The 16,057-nt window shown below is 44.5% G+C and carries 23 protein-coding genes and 1 pseudogene; 22 read left to right on the plus strand and 2 right to left on the minus strand.

The genetic code is table 11. The features are described from left to right. The first annotated feature begins 108 nt into the window (after positions 1–108). Positions 109–1,773, plus strand: a complete 1,665-nt coding sequence (pgi, locus tag ACFIJW_RS06680) for a glucose-6-phosphate isomerase (RefSeq protein WP_375633709.1) — start codon at positions 109–111, stop codon at positions 1,771–1,773. A 523-nt stretch (positions 1,774–2,296) separates the two neighbouring features. Further along, positions 2,297–2,452: a hypothetical protein gene (locus ACFIJW_RS06685; RefSeq protein ID WP_375633710.1), complete on the plus strand. Its 156-nt coding sequence runs from the start codon at positions 2,297–2,299 to the stop codon at positions 2,450–2,452. A gap of 99 nt (positions 2,453–2,551) precedes the next feature. Here ACFIJW_RS06685 and ACFIJW_RS06690 read toward each other — a convergent pair whose 3' ends face one another. Beyond that, positions 2,552–3,070: a helix-turn-helix domain-containing protein gene (locus ACFIJW_RS06690; RefSeq protein WP_375633711.1), complete on the minus strand. Its 519-nt coding sequence runs from the start codon at positions 3,068–3,070 to the stop codon at positions 2,552–2,554. Between the two features lie 79 nt (positions 3,071–3,149). Then, entirely contained in the window at positions 3,150–3,677 is a 528-nt protein-coding gene (locus ACFIJW_RS06695; protein WP_375633712.1) for a helix-turn-helix domain-containing protein, read from the minus strand. A gap of 147 nt (positions 3,678–3,824) precedes the next feature. On the opposite strand from ACFIJW_RS06695, the gene ACFIJW_RS06700 reads away from it, so the two are divergent. From ACFIJW_RS06700 to ACFIJW_RS06795, 20 genes and pseudogenes are all read left to right on the plus strand, one after another. Beyond that, entirely contained in the window at positions 3,825–4,130 is a 306-nt protein-coding gene (locus tag ACFIJW_RS06700; RefSeq protein ID WP_005864619.1) for a helix-turn-helix transcriptional regulator, read from the plus strand. 73 nt (positions 4,131–4,203) lie between these two features. After that, positions 4,204–4,344 carry a hypothetical protein gene (locus ACFIJW_RS06705; protein WP_273755279.1) on the plus strand — a complete coding sequence of 47 codons (141 nt, stop codon included), beginning with the start codon at positions 4,204–4,206 and terminating at the stop codon, positions 4,342–4,344. Further along, on the plus strand, positions 4,328–4,726 hold the full coding sequence (locus tag ACFIJW_RS06710) for a hypothetical protein (RefSeq protein ID WP_375633713.1): 399 nt from the start codon (positions 4,328–4,330) through the stop codon (positions 4,724–4,726). Before ACFIJW_RS06705 ends, ACFIJW_RS06710 begins: the two co-directional genes overlap by 17 nt. Further along, positions 4,726–5,745 carry a ParB/RepB/Spo0J family partition protein gene (locus ACFIJW_RS06715; protein ID WP_375633714.1) on the plus strand — a complete coding sequence of 340 codons (1,020 nt, stop codon included), beginning with the start codon at positions 4,726–4,728 and terminating at the stop codon, positions 5,743–5,745. Before ACFIJW_RS06710 ends, ACFIJW_RS06715 begins: the two co-directional genes overlap by 1 nt. Then, a complete protein-coding gene (locus ACFIJW_RS06720; RefSeq protein ID WP_012232200.1) occupies positions 5,742–6,200 on the plus strand; it encodes a hypothetical protein in 459 nt (152 codons plus the stop codon). The genes ACFIJW_RS06715 and ACFIJW_RS06720 overlap by 4 nt, the downstream gene beginning before the upstream one ends. Then, on the plus strand, positions 6,197–8,176 hold the full coding sequence (locus ACFIJW_RS06725) for a transposase domain-containing protein (protein WP_375633715.1): 1,980 nt from the start codon (positions 6,197–6,199) through the stop codon (positions 8,174–8,176). Before ACFIJW_RS06720 ends, ACFIJW_RS06725 begins: the two co-directional genes overlap by 4 nt. Before the next feature lie 336 nt (positions 8,177–8,512). After that, the gene (locus tag ACFIJW_RS06730; protein WP_375633716.1) at positions 8,513–9,544 is read left to right on the plus strand and encodes an AAA family ATPase; all 1,032 of its coding nucleotides are present in this window, start codon (positions 8,513–8,515) and stop codon (positions 9,542–9,544) included. Beyond that, on the plus strand, positions 9,541–9,810 hold the full coding sequence (locus ACFIJW_RS06735; RefSeq protein WP_375633717.1) for a hypothetical protein: 270 nt from the start codon (positions 9,541–9,543) through the stop codon (positions 9,808–9,810). The genes ACFIJW_RS06730 and ACFIJW_RS06735 overlap by 4 nt, the downstream gene beginning before the upstream one ends. Next, positions 9,810–10,088 carry a hypothetical protein gene (locus ACFIJW_RS06740; protein ID WP_375633741.1) on the plus strand — a complete coding sequence of 93 codons (279 nt, stop codon included), beginning with the start codon at positions 9,810–9,812 and terminating at the stop codon, positions 10,086–10,088. Before ACFIJW_RS06735 ends, ACFIJW_RS06740 begins: the two co-directional genes overlap by 1 nt. Further along, positions 10,072–10,695: pseudogene (locus tag ACFIJW_RS06745) on the plus strand (DUF3164 family protein). The gene ACFIJW_RS06740 and the pseudogene ACFIJW_RS06745 overlap by 17 nt, the downstream one beginning before the upstream one ends. Before the next feature lie 10 nt (positions 10,696–10,705). Beyond that, positions 10,706–11,323: a regulatory protein GemA gene (locus ACFIJW_RS06750; protein WP_375613742.1), complete on the plus strand. Its 618-nt coding sequence runs from the start codon at positions 10,706–10,708 to the stop codon at positions 11,321–11,323. 6 nt (positions 11,324–11,329) lie between these two features. Next, positions 11,330–11,737: a helix-turn-helix domain-containing protein gene (locus ACFIJW_RS06755; protein WP_375633718.1), complete on the plus strand. Its 408-nt coding sequence runs from the start codon at positions 11,330–11,332 to the stop codon at positions 11,735–11,737. Between the two features lie 87 nt (positions 11,738–11,824). Continuing rightward, positions 11,825–12,406, plus strand: coding sequence for a glycoside hydrolase family 19 protein (locus ACFIJW_RS06760; protein WP_375613744.1), 582 nt, complete (start codon positions 11,825–11,827; stop codon positions 12,404–12,406). Next, positions 12,403–12,690: a hypothetical protein gene (locus ACFIJW_RS06765; RefSeq protein WP_375612317.1), complete on the plus strand. Its 288-nt coding sequence runs from the start codon at positions 12,403–12,405 to the stop codon at positions 12,688–12,690. The genes ACFIJW_RS06760 and ACFIJW_RS06765 overlap by 4 nt, the downstream gene beginning before the upstream one ends. Further along, complete coding sequence (locus ACFIJW_RS06770; RefSeq protein ID WP_375633719.1) at positions 12,683–13,021, plus strand: hypothetical protein; 339 nt, start codon at positions 12,683–12,685, stop codon at positions 13,019–13,021. Before ACFIJW_RS06765 ends, ACFIJW_RS06770 begins: the two co-directional genes overlap by 8 nt. Beyond that, positions 13,014–13,229, plus strand: coding sequence for a hypothetical protein (locus tag ACFIJW_RS06775; protein WP_375633720.1), 216 nt, complete (start codon positions 13,014–13,016; stop codon positions 13,227–13,229). The genes ACFIJW_RS06770 and ACFIJW_RS06775 overlap by 8 nt, the downstream gene beginning before the upstream one ends. Beyond that, positions 13,226–13,540 carry a DUF2730 family protein gene (locus ACFIJW_RS06780; RefSeq protein ID WP_375607966.1) on the plus strand — a complete coding sequence of 105 codons (315 nt, stop codon included), beginning with the start codon at positions 13,226–13,228 and terminating at the stop codon, positions 13,538–13,540. Before ACFIJW_RS06775 ends, ACFIJW_RS06780 begins: the two co-directional genes overlap by 4 nt. Further along, entirely contained in the window at positions 13,537–13,893 is a 357-nt protein-coding gene (locus tag ACFIJW_RS06785; protein ID WP_375612320.1) for a hypothetical protein, read from the plus strand. The genes ACFIJW_RS06780 and ACFIJW_RS06785 overlap by 4 nt, the downstream gene beginning before the upstream one ends. After that, positions 13,856–14,437 carry a phage protein Gp27 family protein gene (locus ACFIJW_RS06790; RefSeq protein ID WP_375624034.1) on the plus strand — a complete coding sequence of 194 codons (582 nt, stop codon included), beginning with the start codon at positions 13,856–13,858 and terminating at the stop codon, positions 14,435–14,437. Before ACFIJW_RS06785 ends, ACFIJW_RS06790 begins: the two co-directional genes overlap by 38 nt. Beyond that, entirely contained in the window at positions 14,430–16,052 is a 1,623-nt protein-coding gene (locus tag ACFIJW_RS06795; RefSeq protein WP_375633721.1) for a hypothetical protein, read from the plus strand. Before ACFIJW_RS06790 ends, ACFIJW_RS06795 begins: the two co-directional genes overlap by 8 nt. Positions 16,053–16,057: the final 5 nt, after the last annotated feature.

Below are 16,057 nucleotides of genomic sequence, written 5' to 3' on the forward strand. Positions count from 1 at the left end.
TTCATTTTTATGTGAGCAGTGAAAATAGCGATCAATAAAGGAGATGCTTTCTGCTTTGTTATTGTTTGGGCATAGATTTCATTATCAATAACCGTATAGGATAAGCTTATGGGAGATAGCTTTTCGATTCGAAATGAAATGGCTTTTGAAGCCACATTAAAAGCTTTAAGAAACCATGCCGCAAAGGATGGGGTCTATGATATTCGTCGGCATTTTGTAGAAGATGAACAGCGTTTTTCCCATTTTTCCCTCAGACTTGATGATCTTCTTTTCGATTTTTCAAAATGTGGTGTGACATTTAAAACATTGCAACTTCTAGATGATTTAGCTGTCGCAGCAGATGTGTTAGGCCGGCGTGACGCAATGTTTTCTGGTAAGGCTATTAATACAACTGAAAAACGCTCAGTTCTTCATATTGCGTTACGTTTACCTGCTGATGAAATTTTCATGTTGGATGGTCATAATCTTATTCGCGATATTCAAGACGTCCTTGAAGATATGGAAAGATTTTCTGAAAAGGTGCGTGATGGCAGCTATAAGGGAAACAGTGGCGAGAGAATAAGTGATATTGTCAATATTGGTATTGGTGGTTCTGATCTTGGTCCTGCAATGGTCACATATGCTTTAAAACCTTATCATGATGGTCCACAGTGTCATTTTGTTTCTAATGCTGACAGTGCCCATATTTCTGATACTCTCTCTATTTTGAATCCAGCAACAACGCTGTTTGTCATTGCTTCTAAAACTTTTACAACGGCTGAAACAATGGTCAATGCTCAAGTTGCACGTCAGTGGATTTGTTCACATTTAGGAGAAGAAGCCATTGGTACGCATTTTGTTGCTGTTTCAAGTGCGCTTGATAAAGTAGCAGAATTTGGCATAGATTCCACAAGAGTTTTTAAATTTTGGAATTGGGTGGGAGGACGTTATTCAATTTGGTCAGCCATTGGACTTGTTGTTATGTTTGCAATAGGTGGTGGAAATTTCCGCCAATTTCTCAATGGTGCATTGCAAATGGACCAACATTTTAAAACAATGCCTTTGCATAAAAATATTCCTATTCGTTTTGCTCTTTTAGGATTCTGGCATCGTGTTATTTGTGGTTATTCATCACGTTCTATCATTCCTTATGCACAGCGTTTAATACATTTTCCAGCTTATTTACAACAGCTTGATATGGAATCAAATGGTAAGCAAGTCTCGCTGGATGGAAAACCATTAAGTTTTTCAAGTGGTCCAATTGTTTGGGGGGATTCAGGAACAAATAGTCAACATGCTTTTTTTCAGCTTCTGCATCAAGGAACAGATATTATTCCTGTAGAATTTATTTTATTTATAAAAGGGCATGAGAAAAAATTACATTCTATGTATGAGATGTTGCTAGCAAACGGTTTAGCACAATCAAAAGCCTTGATGAAGGGGCGTAGTATTGAAGATGCTCGGCATATCTTGATAAAAAATGGAGTTGATGAGGGTGAAGCAGACCATTTAGCACGTCATAGAAGTTTTAAAGGAAACCGTCCCAGCATTACGCTGGTTCAAGATTCATTAACACCTTTTGCACTCGGTCGTCTTATTGCGCTTTATGAACATCGCACTTTTGTTGAAGGGATTTTAATGAATATTAATTCATTTGATCAATGGGGTGTTGAACTTGGTAAAGAATTAGCAAACGAGTTACTACCAATTCTTCGTGGAGAAAGTAAAGCGGATAATCGTGATAGTTCAACATTAGGGTTGCTAGCACATATTCAAGCAAGACGTGCAAAATAAATATAATTTTACAGTAGTTTTTGTACTAACTAAGCAAAAGTAGAATGAGAGAGAAATATGAGATAATTCTTTAATTTTACTATACGTTCTCTTATTATCTGGATTAGATTTATGTAACAGAAAATCAAAAAAGTGCAAAAATTGTAAAAATGAGAATTTATTCGCAAAAACGATAAAGACCTTTGAGAGGTCTTTGAAGACCCTTTGAGACCCCCCTTAAAATCCTTCGAAAAAAATAAATTGGTACAAAACCTAGTGGCAAATTATACAAAACCCGCTGGCAAGCTACATACACTGTAGTTTGACACTAGGTTTTGTACTAAGTGGGAAAAGGTGGGATTAGGTAGGAATACGTGATAATTTGTTGTTTTTATGTATAAAATTTAGCATTAAATGCGCGTTTTGTCAAAATAGATTTTGACACCTAAAATTGTAAAAAAGAGCGAAAAATAGTAAAAATTAGAAAAAAGAGCGTTTTAAAGGTAAAAATGAGAGAAGGCTTTGAAAGGTCTTTGAAAACCCTGTGAAAAATTTTGAAAAGTCTGTGAAAGCCCAGAAAACCGCCTTTGAAGACCCTGTGAAAAAAATCACTCCAAAAGTTCAATCGATTCCAAAATCAGCCAAAAATAACCAAAAAAGCAAAAAAGATTTTCACCTATTGATGATTATCTATTTTTAGAGGCAATATATACTTATTAATCAAATAGTTATATTATTTTTTTAATGTAAAAAGATTTTCATATCGATTTTTCATATTAAAGAGGCATTAAGCTGTATCTTATTTAGTTTTGGAGTGTTCTTTTTCAGCTTCTATTTGACGCTTTAAATGCAATTTTAAAAGAGGTAAAATAAGCTCGATTTCTTCCGTGTCGTTGATGTCTTGAACAAGCTCTTGCAACTTTATACAAAGTTCCGCCGCGCGTTCCGCTATATCTTCAGGAGGGATCTTTATATTTGCATCGCGATAGGTTGTATAAGCTATGCGACCAAGCTTTTTCATGAGACCAGCAGGGATGGTAGGTGCTTTAAAACCAGCTGCTTTCGCTTTTGCCATGTTACTAAACATTTCACCTTCACCCGTAACGAGCCAATCTAAGGATATTCCACAGCGATCTTTATATATTCGCATTATAGATACAGGGGGTTCTTGTAAACCCGTTTCATAATTGCGCATAGTCGTTTCGGGAATTTCAAAATGTCTAGCAAATTGCTTACGCTCTGTGAAACCAAGGGTGTGTCGTATTTCACGCAATCGTTTTGCTAGTTCTGTTTTAGGTTCTAGTTCGGGGCGTGCCAAAAATGCTCCTTATTTATATTTAGGTTAGCTTAAATTACAGGATTTTAAAAAGAGATTCCCCATTCATCTTAGAGAGGCATTAAGCCGTATCTTGTGTAGCTTCTAGATGTACTCTTTCAGCTTCTATTTGACGCTTTAAATGAATTTTAAGAAGAGGGAAAGTCGCTTCGACTTCTTCCGTGTCGTTGATGTCTTGAACAAGCTCTTGCAGTTTTTTATAAAGTTCCGCCGCGAGTTCCGCTATATCTTCAGGGGGGAGTTTTATTTTAGCATCGCGATAGGTTGTATAAGCTATACGACCAAGCTTTTTCATGAGTCCAGCAGGAATGGTAGGCGGAGAGATATTGAAAGACCGAGCCATCATCATGTCTATAAACATTGCATCTTCACCGGTCAAAAGCCAATTCAGGTTTACTCCAAATTTTTCTTTATATGCTGATAAAACCGTTGCATCTGGAGTTCTATCACCGCGTTCGTAATTTCCAAGCCCTTGAATACTGATACCAATTTTAAGTGAAAATATATCACGAGATAAGCCCACAAGCTTTCTAACTTCTGTGAGTCGTTTTGCTAATGCAGTTTTGGGCTCATTTTTTTGTCGTCTCATATTATAAATGTTTACAAATGGGGTTGACTAATATCCCATTTGTAGATATACCTCATATTAGAGCCCGATACGAAGGGCGTTTATTATACATTTAACCCCACAAAAAACGGATGGTTTGAGCATCCGTTTGAAGCAGGAGCGAAAGTTATGACAACCACACAAACATGCATCCAAGTATGGGATCGCCATAGTATTTTAGCCGAGCTACGCCGCCGTAATATGACCTTGGCGGAGCTCGCGAAAGCTTATCAACTATCGTCATCCAGTGTTCAACATATCTGGACACGGTCTAACGAGAAAGCCGAACGTGCTATTGCCGATTTTATCGGTTTGCCCGTCGAGCAGGTTTTTAGCGACCGCTACCCCAAAAGTCGCCGTCGCATTTTTAAAGCAGCAAAACATGCCAATACAGATTCGCGTGCGCATTCTGCTTTGCGCGGGAATGCTGCTTGAACTTCGTTACACGGCTTTGCGCTTTTGCGCATTTGCCATGAATTTAAATACCATAAGATAAAAAGGTTTATCAATGTCTAAAGATCAGTACGAAATAGGCAAGATAAATTGCATAGAGTTGCATCATAGAACAGCCGTTTGCATGGGTTGGTTCTGGCGATTAGATGGTGGTCATATTGTTTTTATAGGGGGTGGTTATGGTTGCTGCTTATAATTTATGGACGCCCGAGGCAAAAAGAGAAATCTTTAATCCTTATTCAGAAGCTGAACGTTTGGAAGCTATGCTTGCCTGTTCTTTAAAAGCCGTGAGTGGTGGCTTTCGGCATGTACCGATCCGGTATATTATTGACCCTCCGCATGGATTGTTTGATGCGATATTAGCGCGGCAAATTGCCATTCATATTTTGCATTATCAATTTGAGGTGCCGCGGCGGCGTATTGTTGCGATGCAAGTACGGAAGCAGACTGCTATCTTTCTTGCTTTGCAAGTGATTAACCGGCGTTTGGAAGAACCCGTTTTTGCGAAAGCTTATCGAAGATGGGCGGGGCGTGCGATGGATTTATTCTTACGAGAAATGGAAAAGGCGGGGGCGTGATGGCACAGTTTCAAAAGCTTGCTCTTGATGTGATTGTGGTACCGGAGCGTATACGCCCTGTGGATGATGAGCATGCCAAGGCACTTGCACAATCAATGGCGCGGGAGGGATTGATGAATCCGATTACGGTGCGCCATACCCCCAATGCTAAGGAAGGTAATTACACGCTTATTGCTGGTGCGCATCGGCTTCGTGCTGCTGAGCTTTTGGGCTATAGTGACATTGATGCCGTTGTGGTGCAGGCTGATAAGGACAATGCCGCGCTTTTAGAGGTTGCTGAAAACCTCTTTCGCAATGAATTGTCAGTGATTGATCGTGCGCTTTTTGTCCAGACTTACCGCGAATTGTGGGAAAAGAAGTATGGGGAAATTAAGGTTGGTGGGGACAGAAAATCAAAGGGTAAACATTACCCTTTGATCGGTGGTAATCAATATACAAAGGACAAAGTGGCAAAGGTGCAACTTGCACCTTTGCCAAATGATGGTTCTTCAGAGCACCATGAAACTGGGTGTGAAGGGGATGAAAAATCAAAGGATCAAGTTGATCCTTTGATCGGTGATGATGCACATTTAAAGCAATTGGGTCAAGTTGTCCCTATTTCTTATACAGATGAAGAAAATGGTAAAGGGACAGTTTTATCTTTTTCTAAACATGTGGCGGATCGTATTGGTTTGTCTCAAGTTTCAGTAAAACGTCTTAACAGCATTGCTCAGCATTTACAGCCGGAGTTGCGTTCTGTTTTGCGGGGGACGGCATTGGCGGATAATCAAGCGCAATTGTTGAAATTAGCCAAGATGGAGCCGGTTGCGCAACGGCGGGTGGCAATTGCTTTGCAACAGGTTGAGGGGGATTTGAGGCGGGCTGTTGATTTGGTCAATGGGATTAATACGCCGCCGCAAATTAATGAACAAGAGCGGGTTTTTGCTCAGTTATTGGGTGTTTGGCAGAGAGCAGATGCGCAGACAAAGGCGCGGTTTTGTGATTATCTTGCAAGAGAACGAGGGGAGGAGCAGGCATGAAGAGGCATGGTTGCGGGCAGCTTGATTTTTTCCAAAAGCCGGTTTTTCCCTGCCGCGAACCGGTTGCGCAGATTGATTTAGGGCGGTTTCGCTCGCGCATTAAGCGAGCGATGGCGCGGGCTTTGAGAGAATGCCGGCATGAGCGCAGTGTGATTGCGGAGCGTATGGCGCATTATTTAGGGATTGGGTGTTTAAGTAAGGCGAGTTTGGATGCTTATGTTGCGGAAAGTAAGCAGGTGGATATTTCCCTGCCGCGGTTTAAGGCATTTGTGCGGGCGACAGAGGCATTTTGGCTTTGGGATGAGGTGGTGAGTGAAGATGGATTGTTGCTGTTGCAAGGGGATGAGGCACGTTTAGCAGAGATTGCGCGGTTGCAGCAGGAACAGCGGGAGATTGCAGCGCAATTGAAAGCCATGCGCGCAACGCCGGTTCGCATTAAAAGGGGGCAGCCATGAAGGAATGGTTTAGTATTGCCGAATTGGCTGAGGCAGCTTTGCCAGGGTTGCCGAAAACAAAGATCGGTCTCAACAATCTTGCGCTTAAGAAATGGCGTTTGAATACACAATTGTTTCGCCAAACATTAGGCAAAACCAAGCCGGTTTGGGAGTATCACATTTCCTTATTGCCGGAGGGGGCGCGGGCGGCATTGTTGGTGCGGTTTGGTGGGGCTGTTGATGTGAAACAAACGCAAGGGGAGCAAAAGACAAGTATTTGGGTGCGTTATGAGGGGCTTTCCAAGGCGCATAAAAGGCGCTGTGAAGAGCGTTTGAAGGCACTTTGCTTTTGGGAAGATTTGCTTCATGCCGGTATGGGTGTGCATGATGCGGCAAGTTTGAGTGCGGTGCAATTTGGTGTGAGTCGGATGTCGCTTTTTAATTGGCGGCAGATGGTGGAGGGGTATGAGCGCCCTGATTGGTTGGCAGCTTTAGCGCCTTGTTATGGTGAGGAGAATGTTTCGCAATTTGCGCCGTGTCATGAGGGGGCGTGGGAGGTTTTTTGTTCGGATTATTTGCGCCCGTCTCGCCCTGCTTTTTCAGTGTGTTATCGGCGCATGGTTTCGGTTGCGCAGGAGCGGGGTTTTGAGCCCATTCCTTCTGAGCGGGCTTTGCGGCGTCGTTTTAAGGCGCAAATTTCCAAAGCGGTTGTGGTTTTAGCACGTGAGGGAGAAGAAAAGGCAAAAAAGCTTTATCCAGCCCAACGGCGTGATCGCTCGAGCCTGCATGCACTGCAAGCTGTGAATATGGACGGGCATAAGCTGGATGTTTTTGTGAATGTTCCTTGGACAGAAAAGCCTGTGCGGCTTTATCTGATTGCGATACAAGATCTTTATTCGGGCAAGATTTTATCGTGGCGCTTATCGGATGCTGAGACTTGGGAAATCGTTCGTTTGGTGATTGGGGACATGGTGGAAGCTTATGGCATACCAGAGCGCATGACCTTGGATAATGGGCGTGCCTTTACCAGCAAGTGGATTTCTGGAGGTGTGCAAAACCGCTTTCGTTTTAAGATTAAGCCGGATGATCCGCAAGGGCTTTTGACGAGTTTGGGGGTGCAATTGCAATGGACCACCCCTTATAGCGGACAGTCTAAACCGATTGAGCGGGCATGGCGTGATCTGGCAGAAGCGATTTCCAAACATCCCTTTTGTGCGGGGGCTTATACGGGCAATAAACCGGATGCCAAGCCTGAAGATTATGGCAAGCGCGCGATAGGATTTGAAGCGTTTAAAGCCCATGTTGGGGCGCAAATTGTGGCACACAATGCGCAAGCAGGGCGTAAGGCGGTTAATTGTGCGGGGCGCAGTTTTGATGAGACCTTTACTGAGAGCTTGCAAGCCGAGGGGACGATTATTCGGCAAGCAACGGCGGCACAACGGGCTTTATGGCTTTTAACCTCTGAGGCGTTGCGTGCGCAAAAGGGTACGGGGGAGATTCATTTTTATGGCAATCGTTATTGGGCGCGGGCGTTGAATGAGCATGCGGGGAAAAAAGTGATTGTACGCTTTGATCCGGATAATTTGCATCAAGATTTACGGGTTTATGATTTGAACAATCGGTTGCTTTGTCTGGCACCATGCCTTTGTGATGTAGGTTTTTATGACCAGCAGGCGGCGCGCTTGAATGGGCGTTTGCGTAAAGAATATGTGAAGGCTGTTAAAGCAGAAAAACAGCTAGCGGCAAAGCTTGCGCCTGATCACTTGGCCGATGTTTATGGGCGCCTTGAGAAAAAGGATGAAGCGTTCAAATCTAAGCTTCCGATAAAGCCAAAGGTGAGCCGCTTGATGCCAAACAATGTGGGGAATTTAGCTTTGAAAGCAGACGATGATGAGGTTTTGGGGGAGGAAGAATTCAGTCAACACTTGCATAAAGCTTTGAGAAAGCTTTCCGCCTCTGATGAGGGGCGTGAGGTGATCAAGTTTCCTAAACGATAGGAAAGGAAAGAGGGGGGATTTGTAAGAATTCTCAAAAGGAAGCTGGTTTTGTATCGCGTACCAGGTTGAAGCGTTAACAAAGAAAGGGGGGAGGAATCTTAATCCTTTAAAAGTCTAATCAATACATGAAGTTTCTAGGTATCTTTGCCTGATTGGGTGAGATGCGTGGAGTTAGCAAGTTCCCCGATGTGTGAGAAAGAGAGGGGATTTGCAAGGTTAGCCGTTTTAGTATCGCGTACGGCTTTTAAATGTTCATTCTAAAGACAAAAAATAAGGGGCGGGTGGGAGCCCTTCCCCTTATCAATAGTCTAAAATCAATACGAGAGGGGAATATACATGAAAAACGCGATAAATGCAACGGTCGATAAAAATCCTTGGGCGCGACCTAAAATCCAGCCCAATGGAACAGCACAAAACCGCAACAGTGATGACATTGCTTTATGGAATGAGCTTGTGGATGCAGTGAGAGCTTTGGGGCAAATGAATGATTGGTCGAAAGCAGAGGTGGCGCGGCGCATAGGCATGCCGGATGGGACGTTTTCGCAATGGTATGCGGGCAGTTATGCGGGACAGTTGGGGAAGCAAAATGCAAAGGTTCAACAATGGGTTGAGGTTTTAAAGGAAACGGCGGGGTTTTTGGAGAAGATCCCTGAAAAACCAGCCTTTCAGAGGAATCGAATTGCCAGTGAGATCATTGATACTTTAACACTGGCACAAAGTACGGGGGATATGGTGATGATTACGCTTGATGCGGGCAGTGGTAAGACCGAAACTTGCCGCCATTATCGCTCTACCCGCCCGCATGTTTATCTGGTGACAGCAAGCCCGCATACGCGCAGTGTTCACGGTATTTTGAATGATATGGCAGCAGAATTGGAAGTGGTGGAATATAATCCCACCCGCTTAACGCGTGCGATTGGCAAAAAGTTAGAGCGCGTGGGCAGTGGTACGTTGTTGATTGTTGATGAGGCGCAAAATTTAACGGATGAAGCGATTAATCAGTTGCGCCACTTTGTTGATATCAATGGTACGGGGTTGGCTTTGGTTGGCAATGATGAAATCTCGGGGCGGTTGGTTCATCGTCAAAATGGTCCCTCTTATGCGCAAATTAAAAGCCGATTGGCGATGCATCTGAAACGGCGCAAGCCCTATAGTGAGGATATTGCAGCGCGCATTCATGATTGGGGGATTGAAGATGTTGGTGCGATAAAGTTTTTGACAGGGATAGGCTTAAAGGCTGGAGCTTTGCGGCAAATTGACAAAACCATGATGTTGGCACGCATGGCAGCGCTTGGAGATGGGTGTGAGGTGACTTTGAAACATGTCAAAGTGGCATGGAAAAACCGTGACGTGGAGGAATTGGCATGATCTCTTTATGCGACAAAGAATTATCCGATACGCTTGTTGGTCTTTATGACGATTATCAATGCGGTTTTGATATTGGAGAAAAGCTTAAATTGTGTGTTGATTTGGCGTTATTGCTTGAATTGGAGTTGAGTGTTCATCGTTTGGGGGAAGCGGATGCGGTTTTGGAAGGCCAAGTTTCAGAAGTTTTGGCTGAGTGTGACAGCTCTGATCGAGATGAAGATAAGAGCAATCGTGTGATTTATATGGATTTTGGAGGAAGCAAATGATGGAACGTAACCCCTATATGGTAAGAGAGTGCTTGATTGCTTTGCGCTCTGCCTTTTTACAGTATGAGGTGAATGGCATTTTTATGCATGGACAAGATGTTCGAGAATTGAATGAGTATTTGCGTCGTTTGGCAGGCTATAACCACGTTTTAAGTCATGAGCTTATGCGGTGTCGTTGGCAATTGAAAGCGGGATGTGCGCCTTCTTCAGGGGATGTTGTGCCATTTCGTCGTTTTCAAAAAACACAGGAGGAAGTTGGTGATGAATCCACAAATTGAACTTGAAGGTACGCGTTATATGAAGGATGCAAAAGGGGCTTTGGTGCCGGTAAGTTTGATCCGCCCTGCGGATTTGTTAGAGGATGAAACGGTGCGCAAAATTATGGGTTTTGCGAAAGAATTATCGGCAAGGATTGCACGTTTTAACAACCATACGATTGCGGATTTGAGTGATTTTGATAGCTTGCTTGCGCAAGAATATGGTGTGGAGCGGCGTGGCAAAAAGGGCAATTGTACTTACACAAGCTTTGATGGTTTGCAACGCATTAAGGTGCAGGTACAGGAAAGTGTTGATTTTGGACCGCAATTGCAAATTGCCAAAAGCCTTCTTGATGAATGTTTGAATTAATGGTCTGCGGATGCGCGCCCTGAAATCCGTGCGATTATTACGCGTGCTTTTAATACGGATAAAGAAGGCAAGGTGAATCGGGGCGAGATCTTTATGCTGTTGCGTTTGGATATTGATGATCCACGCTGGAAAGAGGCGATGCGTGCCATTCGTGAAGCGATCCGTGTGACGACATCTAAGGAATATGTGCGTTTTTATGAGCGCGATACATTAGAAAGCGCTTGGCGTGCTGTGACCATTGATCTAGCGAAGACATGAGGGGGGTGAGATGTCTTTAGCTGTCCTTCATATGGGAAAACGCGCGTTAGGTCTTGATGATGAGACCTATCGCGCACTGCTCTATCGCTTGACAGGCAAGCAATCGGCGAAAGATTTGAATTTTTCAGAAAAGCACTTGGTTATCGCTGAAATGAAAGCGTTTGGTTTTAAGCCGAATGGGAAGCGTTTAGAGGGTAAATATGCCAAGAAGCTCCAGGCGCTTTGGATTGCTGGGTGGAATCTTGGCATTATTCGTGATCGTTCAGACAAGGCGTTGCTTGCCTTTGTGAAAAGACAGACAGGGATTGATCATATTCGCTTTTTACGCGATAGCGATGATGCATGCAGAGCTATTGAGGCATTGAAAGGTTGGTTGCAGCGTGAGGGTGGGGTTGACTGGAGAGGAAAAAACCGCGAAGATTCATGGAGGAAGAAACCAAGCATTTCCATTTTGTGTGCCCAATGGAAGTGTTTGAATCCCGATGCTGTGTTTGATGTGGAATCTTTTCATCAAAGTGTTATGGCGTTAAGTGGTAAAGCTTTTGGTGAGATGAGTGGGGGCGACTTTAGAGAAGTGATGAATGTTTGGGGGCGGAAAATCCGTAAAGGTGTTAAAAGCGAGGGGTAAGCATGTATGCAAGAGGAAATCTATAGCGATTTTCCTGCCTTATTGCGTGAAATAGCTGGTGTTGCGGGCAGTGAAGCAGCATGGAATATGATGCGGGCTTTTGGTGGACGAGAAGTTTATATACCCGGGCGTCTTGAGAGTGCGGATTGGTTGATTGAAATTGTTGGGTTTGAAGAGGCGCAGCAATTGATCAACCATTTTTGTTTTAATGGTTCGGGTGTGCGCCTTCTTATCCCCCTTGGCAGAGATGCTGAACGGCGGCAAAAAATGGTGCAAGCGTTGCAAAAAGGCTGGTCGGTTGATGCTGCAGCTGCTGTTTCTGGTATGCATGTGCGCACAGCCTATCGCTTGAAGAAGAAAATTTCTTTGCAAGAACCACAAGGTTTATTATTTCCAGAGTTTTATGAGTATTGAGAGTTTTGACTGACAGTGTCAGGCTTATATTGGGGGTTTGAAATCCGATAAACTGCGAATGAATTTTTATTCATTGAGTGGTTTGTTATGGTTTCAATAGATGCTTCTTTTCTTCATCGCCTTGCGCCTAAATTGGCGCATCATGCGCGCCAAGATTTTATTATTGTTGAAATGGCACGCGTGTTGCCTAAAGCTTTATCTTATGGGGCACTCACAACACCGTTGCGTATTGCACATTTTTTAAGCCAATGTGCCCATGAGAGTGATGGCTTTTTTACTGTTTGTGAATATGCCTCAGGGCGCGCTTATGAGGGGCGGCGTGATTTAGGCAATGTCAACCCTGGGGATGGGGTGCACTTTAAGGGGCGTGGTTTGATCCAGTTGACGGGGCGCAATAATTATCGTCGTTTTACGAAGTTTTGGCGCCTAGTCGATGAACAAGCGGTTGATTGTGAGGCATTTCCGCAAGAGCTGGAAAAGTTTCCAGCAGCGCTTTGGTCTGCTGTTTGGTTTTGGCAAATGAAAGGCTTGAATAGGCTGGCTGATCAAGATGATTATCTAGGGATTACCAAGGCGATCAATGGGGGAAGAAATGGACTTGTGCAACGTTTGATTTATTTGAACCGCGCCAAAAAGCTTTTGGGACTTGGAGGCGAGGTAAAGGCATGAAGCCCTCTTATCGTGGTTCTAGGCTCTATTTATGGTGGTCTTTTTGGTTTGCTTGGGGGGTTATTTTTTTGCTTGTTTCTGGTGGTTTGTGGGGGGCTCCGCATATTGTTGATATGGCGAGCATTTCTATTCCTTCGATGGTGGCGATTATTGTTGGCAATCTGGGGGTGCATCGTGGCTTTGGCTCGTTGGATTTTTCTAATAGGAAACATTCCCATAAGCGGCATAGCAGCTCCTATGATGGGGTGGAGATAACGAGGTGGGGAGATAAAAGCAATGTTTAGCCCACTTTCAAAACTGTCTTTTGGTCTGCTTTTTTTGGTCAGTGTGATGTTGGCGGCTTTTGGCTTTATGAAAGCGCAAATTTTAAAGGCGGAAAAGGCGCGTGATTTGTATTGGCAGTTGGAGATTGCCAAGGCTTCAGCACGTGCACTGCTTGTACAAGAGCGACAAAGACAAGCAGCGTTGGAAGCTGAGCATCAAGCGCAAGGGGTGATTTCGGCTTTGGAACAAAAGCTTACAAAAATGGAGGAAGTCAATGGGAAGTTGCCGGTTACTGGCGGTGGCATTGGGCTTGAGCGTGTGCGCTTGCTCAACACACAAGCCGGTGGGTAGCCTTTCTTATCATTTTTTATCGGTTGAATTGCCGCCTGTTGTTCGCATGGCGTGTGCCCGCCCAGCTTTATTGCCAGAGCGTGCTTTGAATGCGCGCGAAGTGGTGCATTATTGGAGCCGTGATCGTGCTGCTTTATTGATTTGTGAACAGCGTAGAAAAGCTGCGGAGCGGGCGATTTTAGGCAAAAGAGAGGGGACTTTTAAGTGAATTTGGATATCAGTGTTGCCAATGGCTGGTTGTCTTTATTGTTATCGGTTATTGCGATTTGTGGGGTTTTGAGAGCCTATTTTTCTTCCGGTGCGCGGGAAATGCTGAAAGATATCACGGCGCTTAAAGAGCGTGTGCAAAAGTTAGAAACAGAGATGGACTTTTTGCCTGATCGTGATGCGCTGCAAAGATTGGAAGTGAATATGGAGAAATTGAATGGTCGTCTCAACACGCTTTCTGCACAATTACAACCGGTGGCAGCCATTGGTGAGCGCTTGCAAGAGTTTTTGTTGGAGAATGCCAAGAAATGAAAGCAGATATGGATAAAATCATCCGTGAAGAAGCGCGGTTGATTATTTTAAAAGGGCTTGCTTGTGAGCGCAGTGAAACTTTATCGAGTGCGATGATTGAGCGGCTTTTATACAGTTATGGCATCAGACGCGATCGCGATTTTGTGCATAATGAACTGGCATGGATGGAAGATCAAGGTGCTGTTACTTTAAAATGTGTGGGTTCGGTTTTTCTTGCGGCATTAACAGAACGGGGAGCGCGTCATTTAGACCGAAGCTTTTCCATTGAGGGGATTAAGCGGCCTAAACGTTCATCAATAAAAGACGAGGTGAAGGATGCGCAAGGTCGGGCGTGGACGTTTAACGGCGATTGATTTATTGCCGCAAGCTTGTGATCAAATTATTGCTGCTGCTGCTGAGGCTTTAAATGGGCGTGAGAAGACGCAAAAAGCCATTTATGATGAATTTAAAGCAGCTTTGAAGGCTTTAAAAAAAGAAATGGGTTTAAGCTTTTCTATACCCTCCTTTTCCAGTTTTAATCGGTATTCTTTGCGGCTAGCCGTGATGTCACGGCGCCTAGAACAGACAAGAGAAATTGCAGCAAGCCTCTCGCAGCGCTTTGATGCTAAAGCTTCTGATAATATCACTCTTTTGACGGCGGCAGCGATTAAGGAGTTGATTTTTTCCACGTTGAGCAGTGGGAAAAACCTTTCGCCAAAGGCAGCACAAGAATTGGCCAATGCGCTTAAAGGCGTGTTGGCGGCTGAACATTTGTCGACCACCAGACGGCAAAAGTTGGAAAAAGATTTTACCAGCAAAGCAAGCAAAGCGGTTGACGCAGCAGCAGCGGCGGCGGGGCTCTCAGAAGAAACAGCGCGAGCTATTCGTGCGCAGGTGTTGGGGGTAAAACATGGCTGAACAGCCCTTTTCAAAAAGTCATGTCTTTGATCATCAAAGTGGTTTTGATATTTGGCAGAGAAGTACTTTTCCCAAAGAGAGTGATCCCTTAGCGGAAGGCGTTTTGATGGCGCATCAACGGGCATGGATTGAAGATAAGTCCCCATTAAAATTGGTGGAAAAGGGGCGGCGGACCGGCATTACTTTTGCAGAAGCTTTGGATGATACACTGATTGCAGCGGCGGCACGTGAAGCGAGGGGCGATAATGTTTTTTATATTGGTGACACCAAAGACAAGGGGCGGGAATTTATTGGCTATGTGAGCCATTTTGCTTCGGCAATTACGAGCCATAGTGGGGATGTTGAGGAATTTTTATTCTCTGATCAAAGGGCGGATGGTTCAACGAAATATATCTCTGCTTATCGGGTGCGTTTTGCTTCGGGGTTTCGGGTTGAGGCGCTTTCTAGCCGCCCTGAAAATATTCGCGGACTACAGGGCATTGTGGTGATTGATGAGGCGGCGTTTCATCAAGATGTGCGCGCTGTTTTGGATGCTGTCAATGCTTTGTTGATTTGGGGAGGCAAGATCCGTGTGATCTCCACCCATAATGGTGTGCTCAATCCTTTCAATGAACTGATCCGTGAGGCGCGAGCAGGTAAGGTTCCTTTTTCTGTGCATTGTTATCCCTTTGGTGTTGCTGTTAAAAATGGCTTGTTTAAACGGGTTTGTGCGATGAAGGGGGAGGTGTGGAGTTTAGCATCTGAGCAACAATGGGAAGAGCAAATTCGTGCCTCTTATGGGGTGCGTTTGGCTGCTATGCGCCAAGAATTAGATACCATACCAGCCGATCAAGAAGGGGCGGCTTTAACACGCTTACAGATTGAAAATTGTTGCGCGCCTGACATTGCAGTGTTGCGTTTTGCTTGTGTGGATGATTTTAAAAATCAATCGGAACATCAACGAAGTGTTGCTGCTTTTGCTTGGTGTGAGAAGCATATAAAACCTCTTCATGCTGGGCTTGACCGGCGGCGCCAACATGTTTTTGGAGTTGATTTTGCCCGCAGTGGTGATGCCACCTCCATTGTGGTGATGGAGGTGGGACAAGATTTGGTGCGCCGTGTACGGTTTATGGTGGAATTGCGCAATACGCCGTTTGATCAACAAAGAGAGATTTTATTTTATGGGGTGAATGGTTTGCCGCGTTTGATGGGCGGCGCGTTAGATGCGCGGGGCAATGGGGCTTATTTAGCCGAAAAAGCGGCGCAACGTTATGGAGCTCTTGTGAAGGAAGTGCCCTTGTCACAAAGTTGGTATGGCAAGGAAATGCCGGCTTATTTAGAAGCTTTTGGGGATGGGTCCATTGTTTTGCCGCGCGATAGTGACATTGTTGCCGATCATCAAGCGCTTGCTTATGTCAATGGCATTGTGAAAATTCCAGACAATCATCGTTTTAAAGGCAGTGACGGTTTTATGCGCCATGGTGATAGCGCGATTGCTTGCGCTTTGGCTTATTTTGCCAGCCGCCAAACGCCTGAAATTTATGATTATACACCTGTGAGAGAGGCTTATCGTTTTGATGAAAGCTCGCTCTTTTCAACGCCTTTTTTTTCAACAATGCGATCAAAAATTTATTGATGGGA

The sequence above is a fragment of the Bartonella sp. MM97QHHN genome (assembly GCF_042194285.1).
GTDB lineage: Bacteria > Pseudomonadota > Alphaproteobacteria > Rhizobiales > Rhizobiaceae > Bartonella.

Bases quoted from the DNA above. Each gene is read 5' to 3' on its own strand.
- ACFIJW_RS06700 (WP_005864619.1), top strand. From the start codon at position 3,825: ATGACAACCACACAAACATGCATCCAAGTATGGGATCGCCATAGTATT.
- ACFIJW_RS06720 (WP_012232200.1), top strand. From the start codon at position 5,742: ATGAAGAGGCATGGTTGCGGGCAGCTTGATTTTTTCCAAAAGCCGGTT.
- ACFIJW_RS06765 (WP_375612317.1), top strand. From the start codon at position 12,403: ATGAAGCCCTCTTATCGTGGTTCTAGGCTCTATTTATGGTGGTCTTTT.
- ACFIJW_RS06715 (WP_375633714.1), top strand. From the start codon at position 4,726: ATGGCACAGTTTCAAAAGCTTGCTCTTGATGTGATTGTGGTACCGGAG.
- ACFIJW_RS06725 (WP_375633715.1), top strand. From the start codon at position 6,197: ATGAAGGAATGGTTTAGTATTGCCGAATTGGCTGAGGCAGCTTTGCCA.
- pgi (WP_375633709.1), top strand. From the start codon at position 109: ATGGGAGATAGCTTTTCGATTCGAAATGAAATGGCTTTTGAAGCCACA.
- ACFIJW_RS06755 (WP_375633718.1), top strand. From the start codon at position 11,330: ATGCAAGAGGAAATCTATAGCGATTTTCCTGCCTTATTGCGTGAAATA.
- ACFIJW_RS06785 (WP_375612320.1), top strand. From the start codon at position 13,537: ATGAAAGCAGATATGGATAAAATCATCCGTGAAGAAGCGCGGTTGATT.
- ACFIJW_RS06770 (WP_375633719.1), top strand. From the start codon at position 12,683: ATGTTTAGCCCACTTTCAAAACTGTCTTTTGGTCTGCTTTTTTTGGTC.
- ACFIJW_RS06760 (WP_375613744.1), top strand. From the start codon at position 11,825: ATGGTTTCAATAGATGCTTCTTTTCTTCATCGCCTTGCGCCTAAATTG.
- ACFIJW_RS06710 (WP_375633713.1), top strand. From the start codon at position 4,328: ATGGTTGCTGCTTATAATTTATGGACGCCCGAGGCAAAAAGAGAAATC.
- ACFIJW_RS06695 (WP_375633712.1), bottom strand. From the start codon at position 3,677: ATGAGACGACAAAAAAATGAGCCCAAAACTGCATTAGCAAAACGACTC.
- ACFIJW_RS06705 (WP_273755279.1), top strand. From the start codon at position 4,204: ATGTCTAAAGATCAGTACGAAATAGGCAAGATAAATTGCATAGAGTTG.
- ACFIJW_RS06795 (WP_375633721.1), top strand. From the start codon at position 14,430: ATGGCTGAACAGCCCTTTTCAAAAAGTCATGTCTTTGATCATCAAAGT.
- ACFIJW_RS06750 (WP_375613742.1), top strand. From the start codon at position 10,706: ATGTCTTTAGCTGTCCTTCATATGGGAAAACGCGCGTTAGGTCTTGAT.
- ACFIJW_RS06730 (WP_375633716.1), top strand. From the start codon at position 8,513: ATGAAAAACGCGATAAATGCAACGGTCGATAAAAATCCTTGGGCGCGA.
- ACFIJW_RS06735 (WP_375633717.1), top strand. From the start codon at position 9,541: ATGATCTCTTTATGCGACAAAGAATTATCCGATACGCTTGTTGGTCTT.
- ACFIJW_RS06790 (WP_375624034.1), top strand. From the start codon at position 13,856: ATGCGCAAGGTCGGGCGTGGACGTTTAACGGCGATTGATTTATTGCCG.
- ACFIJW_RS06740 (WP_375633741.1), top strand. From the start codon at position 9,810: ATGGAACGTAACCCCTATATGGTAAGAGAGTGCTTGATTGCTTTGCGC.